Here is a 6,482-nt window from a genome sequence, read left to right as displayed (position 1 = left end):
CATTGGTGCTGCCGCTGTCGCCGTTGAAGGTCAGACCTTTGGTATCAACGGTGGTTTTGGCGTCCACACCTTTTTGGATGTCGGCTTTGGTGCTATCAGCCAAGTCGATGCTGTAGTCGGTTGTGACTGCACCATCAGCTGCAGTTGTAGTATTGGAAGTCAAATTCAAAGCATTGGAAACTTGTACCGTTGCTTTATCTGCGCTGACGGTATAAGTGGTTTCTTTGCCTGAAGTTGTTTTATTAACGTGCGCGTTACTGCCTGCCTCCACCTTAGTTGTGGTCTTGGCATTATTGATGGCATTGGCTACATCACCGGCAGTCGCTACACCGGCAGTCGGTGCGGACACTGTGCCATTATTATCGACAGACAATGTGCCTTGAGTGACATTGATTTGAACTTTTGATGCATTCTCGCCATCGGTGATTGCAACAGTCGTCAAATTGCCATCGGCGTAGTTGACTGTACCGTTGTTGTTGATACGAGATTTGTCTGTACCGTTTTGTTGGATATTGTGTCCAACATTGTTCATAACGGTGTACAGCTGGCTACCATTGACCGCATCGGTCGAAGTGGCGGAAATACGGCCTGCGGCAACATTGTGAATTTGGCGTTCATTGCCTGCGCTGCCTACAGAAACCGCGCCTGTTTTAGCGGATGAAGAAGCTGCATAGCTGACATTAGTCGTCGTACCGCTATCGTTTTTGAATGTTGCATTTTTAGCTGTTGCATCAAAATTATTGGCAGTGCCAACAGCACCATTACCCAATGCAACAGAGCTACCGATCGTAGTCGTCGCGCCACTACCCAAAGCAACTGAATCGCTTCCAGTCGCTTTTGCATTATTACTGCCGGCAAAACTATTCTGCCCGGCAGCTTGGGCTGAGGAACCAATAGCAGTGGAATAAAGGCCTGAACTGTTTGCCTGCTTACCAATGGCGATAGAATAAGCTTGTGTTGTCTGCGCCTGATGACCGATTGCAACAGAATCATCACCGACTGCATTTGACAAATAGCCCATTGCCGTACCGTTATTTTGTGCTGCTGCCCTTGCACCGACAACGGTTGCATTTTCGTAGTTGGCTCTACTGTGAGCACCGACGACTATAGAGTAATTGCGATCATTTTCTGTATTCAAACCTATGGCGATAGAACCTGTACCGCGGGAATTGGCATTAGAGCCTAAGGCAACAGCGCCAACAGTTCCAGAAGTTACCGTTGCATTTGGACCAACAGCAACAGAAGACGAACCAAGTACGTTGGCATTATGACCCAAAGAAATACTACCCGTCGCACCAGTGCTTGTTGCCGCATTCGGTCCGATGGCAATCGAATTGGTTGCTTTTGCACCGTCATTGTTCCAGTTTTTCGTACCGTCAGTTTTGCCTTCTTCTGACTTAACAGAGAAATAGCGGACACGCTCAATTGCACTCAATACACCATAAAGTTGAGAGCCGTTGATGGCATCAGTAGAAGTAGCAGAAATATCGCCGGGGGATACATTGATGATTTGACGTTCGTAACCTTTAGAACCGACAGACACAACATCACCGGCATCGGTAGTTTGACCGCCTGCCCAAGTGTAGGTTACACCCATAATTTCGCGTTGAACGTATGCCTGACCTTCTTTATCGGTTTTAGAAGCCGTACCCAAAGCCACAGAATTCAGCAAAGTAGCCTTCGCACCTGTACCCAAAGCTACACCACCAAAGGCAGTGGCCTGAGATTTGGTACCGATAGCCAGAGACAAATCGGCAGATGAATTAGACTGCACACCTAATGCAACAGAACCTTGACCGGCAATAGTATTACCATAAGAACCGCTATACATCGTATCACCAGTCATCTCTTTATAAATATCACGCAGACTTTTACCGCTCAGCGTATATTCACCGGTCTTTGCACCTTTTTCATTATATTTGATGAATTTATCCGTTGCATTGCCAGAATATCGAGTACCACCTACCGAATCTAAATCATCACCACCAATAGCAACAGATGAATTACCATTAGCCAAGACATTGCCGCCAACCGCAATAGATTGGTCTCCCTTTGCCCACGCACCCTCAGGTCTGCCCTGTGGATCAACACGGTTACCTGAACCAATAGCAATAGACTGAGTTATCTTAGAACTACTTGAATCGCCTACTCGAGCCGTATTACCAATAGCAATATTATTGTGCGTTACATTCACATTCATAATATTTTGCGAAAGAACCCCAGATGCACGTCCAATAGCAATCGTACCAAGTCCGGTTGCATTCGCGTCTGCACCAAGTGCAATAGCACTTGATGCTGCATTACCCGAAGCTGGAGAATTTGCCACTGCACTTTTACCGATGGCAATGGTATTTCCAGTTTGAGCTTGGGCTGAATTACCTATGGCGATAGACTCACTTTGATAACCCACTGCATTGGTACCGATTGCAATGGCATTTTGCGCATTGGCTGCAGCCTGACTGCCGCTGCCAATTGCAATGCCGTCTTGACCTCTTGATGTGCTGGATTGGCCCAAAGCCATTGAGCCTATACCAAATGCTTGCGCCGAATTACCCAATGCTGTTGTGCTCGTATTATCAGCAAGAGCATTCTTACCTACCGCTGTCGCTTGCGTACCATTTGCTTTGGAATCTGCACCCAGTGCTGTTGAATCTGCAGAAACAGCATTGGCACTTTTACCTATCGCTGTTGCATTTGAACTACTTGCACTTGTATCTGCACCCATCGCAACAGCATGATTTTGAGTAGCCTTGGCATTTGTACCAACAGCAAGGCTGTTATTATGTGTTGCATTTGCACTCGTACCTACCGCAACTGCACCGTTAGCCGTAGCATTGGCTGATGCTCCTACTGACAGAGCACCAATACCGGTCGCTGTTGCACCACTAACCGCAGTCGCACTGGTTACAGCATCAAATTCAATTTTTCCTCGTGCTGCAGTTGCCGCATACGAATTACCTGCACCCAAAAGAGCTGCCGAAATCACTGTCAATCTGAAAACTGTCGCAATACCATTTTTACCGGATTTGGTAGATACATCTGCACTGTTTTGTTCTGCAGACGATTTCACTCGGCCTTTGGCCAATTCGGAAGTTACGACAAAAGATTGAATCGTACGGTTCCAAACAACTTTAAATATCTTATTCATAGGTGTGTCTTTCTCTTTTTATGATAGGTAAAAGCGTGAGCATGAGCATGACGCTACTTTAAGAATTTATGCGGGGTTTTCCCAGCAAAATGCTTATCTCAAGCTGACGTTTATTGTCACTTTGAGACAAAATTTAGGCTTTTGACTATCCCGCAACGGTATAGTATTTCATACTTACAAAATATCCGCTAGTCTAAAATATCAACCGATTATCTTTAATTTTTAAACAAAATCATGACGTTTGAACAGAAAAACCAATCATCAAAAGTTCTCCAGTCATGTTTTTATTAATAAGCGTAATGTTGTATTCCGTCGACAAGTCATCAGCAATCACAGTAATCATGCAAGCAACGTGCCAATCGCTCGGAATTTTATTTAAAATGAATTATTTTTTTAAGAAACAGGAAAGGCCGTCTGAAAGATTTCAGACGGCCTTTGATGAAATGATTTTGAACAATTGCTTAATTGAATAATTTGTTTTTTTGAGCTATCAATAAAATTGGCAAAATGCTTTTAATACGTCATAGAAAGAATACGCATATCCGTACTTATACAGACGCGGATGGTTTTACAAACCGAATACGGCAATATCTCCCTTGCCTTGACGAATCAGCTCAGTGCCATCGGTCATATCAATAACCGTTGTCGGCTCAGTACCGCACCAGCCGCCATCAATAACCAAATCAACAGCATGTTCAAGACGGTCTCGGATTTCGTATGGATCAGTCAATGGCTCTTCGTCTTCAGGAAGCATAAGGGTGCAACTTAAAATAGGTTCGCCCAATTCTTGCAAAAGCGCCAAGGCAGTAGCGTTGTCGGGAACACGCAGGCCGATGGTTTTGCGCTTGGGGTGAAGCGTGCGATTGGGTACTTCTTTGGTTGCCTGCAGGATAAAGGTGTAGCTGCCGGGCGTAGCTGCTTTAAGCTGGCGGAATTGGGCATTATCTACTTTGGCGTAAGTACCCAATTCGCTCAAATCGGCACACATCAGGGTCAGATGGTGTTTTTGATCGATTTTACGAATCGCGAGAATGCGTTCCATCGCGGTTTTGTCGCCGAGTTTGCAGCCAAGCGCATAGCAGGAATCCGTAGGGTAAACGATAACGCCGCCACTGCGGACAATATCGGCGGCTTGCTTGATGAGGCGGTCTTGGGGATTATCGGGATGGATGGCGAAAAATTGTGCCATGTTTTTTCCTTATCATTCTAATGGTTTGTTGTTTGACATTTTAAAACTTATTTGGCCGTCTGAATATTGGATTTCCATCAACATGAATGGATTTAGCCTCAGGTACAACACGGTTGCACCCAGTGATACCTTATATAATTTTGATTTACCAGCTGATATCGAAAGTCAATTTAATACACTATATAATGCGTTATTTTGTTTGAAAGTCATCTCAATGTCTGCTTCTTCCCTCCCCGCCCGCCGCTTGTCTGTTGCACCCATGCTCGATTGGACAGACAGACACTATCGCTTTATGGCGCGACAAATTACACGCAATGCTTGGCTTTATAGCGAAATGGTCAATTCAGGCGCGGTAGTTTATGGAGATAAAGACCGCTTTTTGAGTTTCAACGAAGGCGAGCAACCGGTAGCTTTACAGCTTGGCGGCTCAGATCCGCATGACTTGGCAATCGCTACCAAAGCGGCTGAAGCGTATGGCTATAATGAAGTCAACCTAAATTGCGGCTGCCCCAGCCCACGCGTTCAAAAAGGCGCTTTCGGCGCTTGCCTGATGAATGATGTAGATTTAGTGGCAGATTGTTTGAACGCGATGCAGGATGCAGTTGAAATTCCGGTGACGGTCAAACACCGCATCGGTGTAGACAGACAAACAGAATATCAAGTCGTAGCAGATTTTGTGGGAACATTACACAAAAAAACAGCCTGCCGCACATTTATCGTCCATGCGCGTAATGCTTGGTTGGACGGTTTATCCCCGAAAGAAAACCGCGAAGTTCCGCCACTCAAATATGAATACGTATATCGCTTAAAACAAGAGTTCCCTGATTTGGAAATTTTGATTAACGGCGGCATCACCACCAACGAAGAAATCGCCGAACATCTGAAATTTGTCGACGGCGTCATGATCGGGCGCGAGGCTTATCACAATCCAATGCTGATGCGCGATTGGGATGCGCTGTTTTATAACGACGCACACGAACCAATCCAATACGCAGATTTAGCAGCTTGGCTATACGCATACAGCCGCGAACAAATCGCCTTAGGACGCGGCACCATCCTACGCCACATCGTCCGCCATGCCTTAGGCTTGATGCACGGCCTAAAAAATGCCCGCACTTGGCGCCGTATGCTCTCAGATGCCACCTTGCTAAAAGACAACGACGGCAGCCTGATTCTAGACGCATGGAAAGAAGTCGAACGCGCAAATATTTGGGACTAATGCCATATCGTGTGAATAAATGAAAGGCCGTCTGAAACATCAAATAATGTTTCAGACGGCCTTTTAAATTACAACAGACTGCTAAAGATATATTCATTTCTCTTTAGCTACTATGATGATTAATTCATCGAATAAACCCAACACATAATCTAAGCATAAAAAAATGCGGCCTAAATAGGCCGCATTTACTTTGCTTCGTCTTTTCAGACGGCCTTTTCAGGCCGTCTGAAAGTCAGATTACCATTGGTAACCAACTGCTGCGGTAGCACCGAAGTGACCACGTGAGTTGCCGGAAGCAGTACCTTTGATGATCCAGTTACCACCATCGGAGATGCTAGAGAAGCCGACAGCGTAACCGGTTTCACCGCGGTAGTGACCGCCACCGATAGCCAGCATGCTCTTACCTGGCAAGTAAGCTTGTGGCAGACCGGCAGTAGCCAGAGCTTGAGCTACACCTGCGCGGGCGTTGTTGTCAACCTTGTTCACATTGCTGTTCACATCGCCGAATTTTTGGTTCAGCTGGTCAACGTTAACCGCATCGGTACCTTTCTTACCTGGAGCAACATTTTGGATAGTAGTGTTGCCGGCATCGATACCATCTTTGTTGATGGTTACAGGACCTACATTCAGTACGTTAGTAGTAACACTGTTAACGGTCAGATCAGATTTCAAGCTGACTTCCAACGCATCATTAACTTTCTTAACGGAGATGTTTGTAAATCCTTTCTTCGAAGTCTGACCGGTTGCTTTGTCTAATACTTTAACTTCAGTATCCCCACCTTTAATCTGAATAGTGTTATTCAGAGGTTTGGAGATAGAGTGCTCTTTATCAACAATACCAGTCTCATCAACCAGACCGAACTCGCCAGTGTCACCTTTATCGCCTTTATCGCCTTTATCGCCTTTAGCGCCGGCTTCACCAGTGT

General features: G+C 45.6%; 4 protein-coding genes. 1 reads left to right on the top strand and 3 read right to left on the bottom strand.

All coding sequences use genetic code 11. The features are described from left to right. A partial coding sequence (locus HMPREF2608_RS06345; RefSeq protein ID WP_210402775.1) for an ESPR-type extended signal peptide-containing protein occupies positions 1 to 3,148 on the bottom strand: 3,148 nt, incomplete at its 3' end. Between the two features lie 568 nt (positions 3,149 to 3,716). Further along, entirely contained in the window at positions 3,717 to 4,337 is a 621-nt protein-coding gene (locus tag HMPREF2608_RS06335) for an L-threonylcarbamoyladenylate synthase (RefSeq protein ID WP_070826359.1), read from the bottom strand. A 208-nt stretch (positions 4,338 to 4,545) separates the two neighbouring features. Between HMPREF2608_RS06335 and dusA the strand changes: the two genes are divergently transcribed. Then, positions 4,546 to 5,556, top strand: a complete 1,011-nt coding sequence (gene dusA / locus HMPREF2608_RS06330; protein WP_141761467.1) for a tRNA dihydrouridine(20/20a) synthase DusA — start codon at positions 4,546 to 4,548, stop codon at positions 5,554 to 5,556. Positions 5,557 to 5,793: 237 nt separating this feature from the next. Here dusA and HMPREF2608_RS06325 read toward each other — a convergent pair whose 3' ends face one another. Beyond that, positions 5,794 to 6,228 carry a YadA family autotransporter adhesin gene (locus HMPREF2608_RS06325; RefSeq protein ID WP_349267271.1) on the bottom strand — a complete coding sequence of 145 codons (435 nt, stop codon included), beginning with the start codon at positions 6,226 to 6,228 and terminating at the stop codon, positions 5,794 to 5,796. Positions 6,229 to 6,482 lie beyond the last annotated feature (254 nt).

Origin of the sequence: Neisseria sp. HMSC064D07, from assembly GCF_001837185.1 — a bacterium.
Classification (GTDB): domain Bacteria; phylum Pseudomonadota; class Gammaproteobacteria; order Burkholderiales; family Neisseriaceae; genus Neisseria; species Neisseria flavescens_C.
Note: the sequence above shows the minus strand (reverse complement) of the source record. Positions and strands in the feature narration are given on the sequence as shown.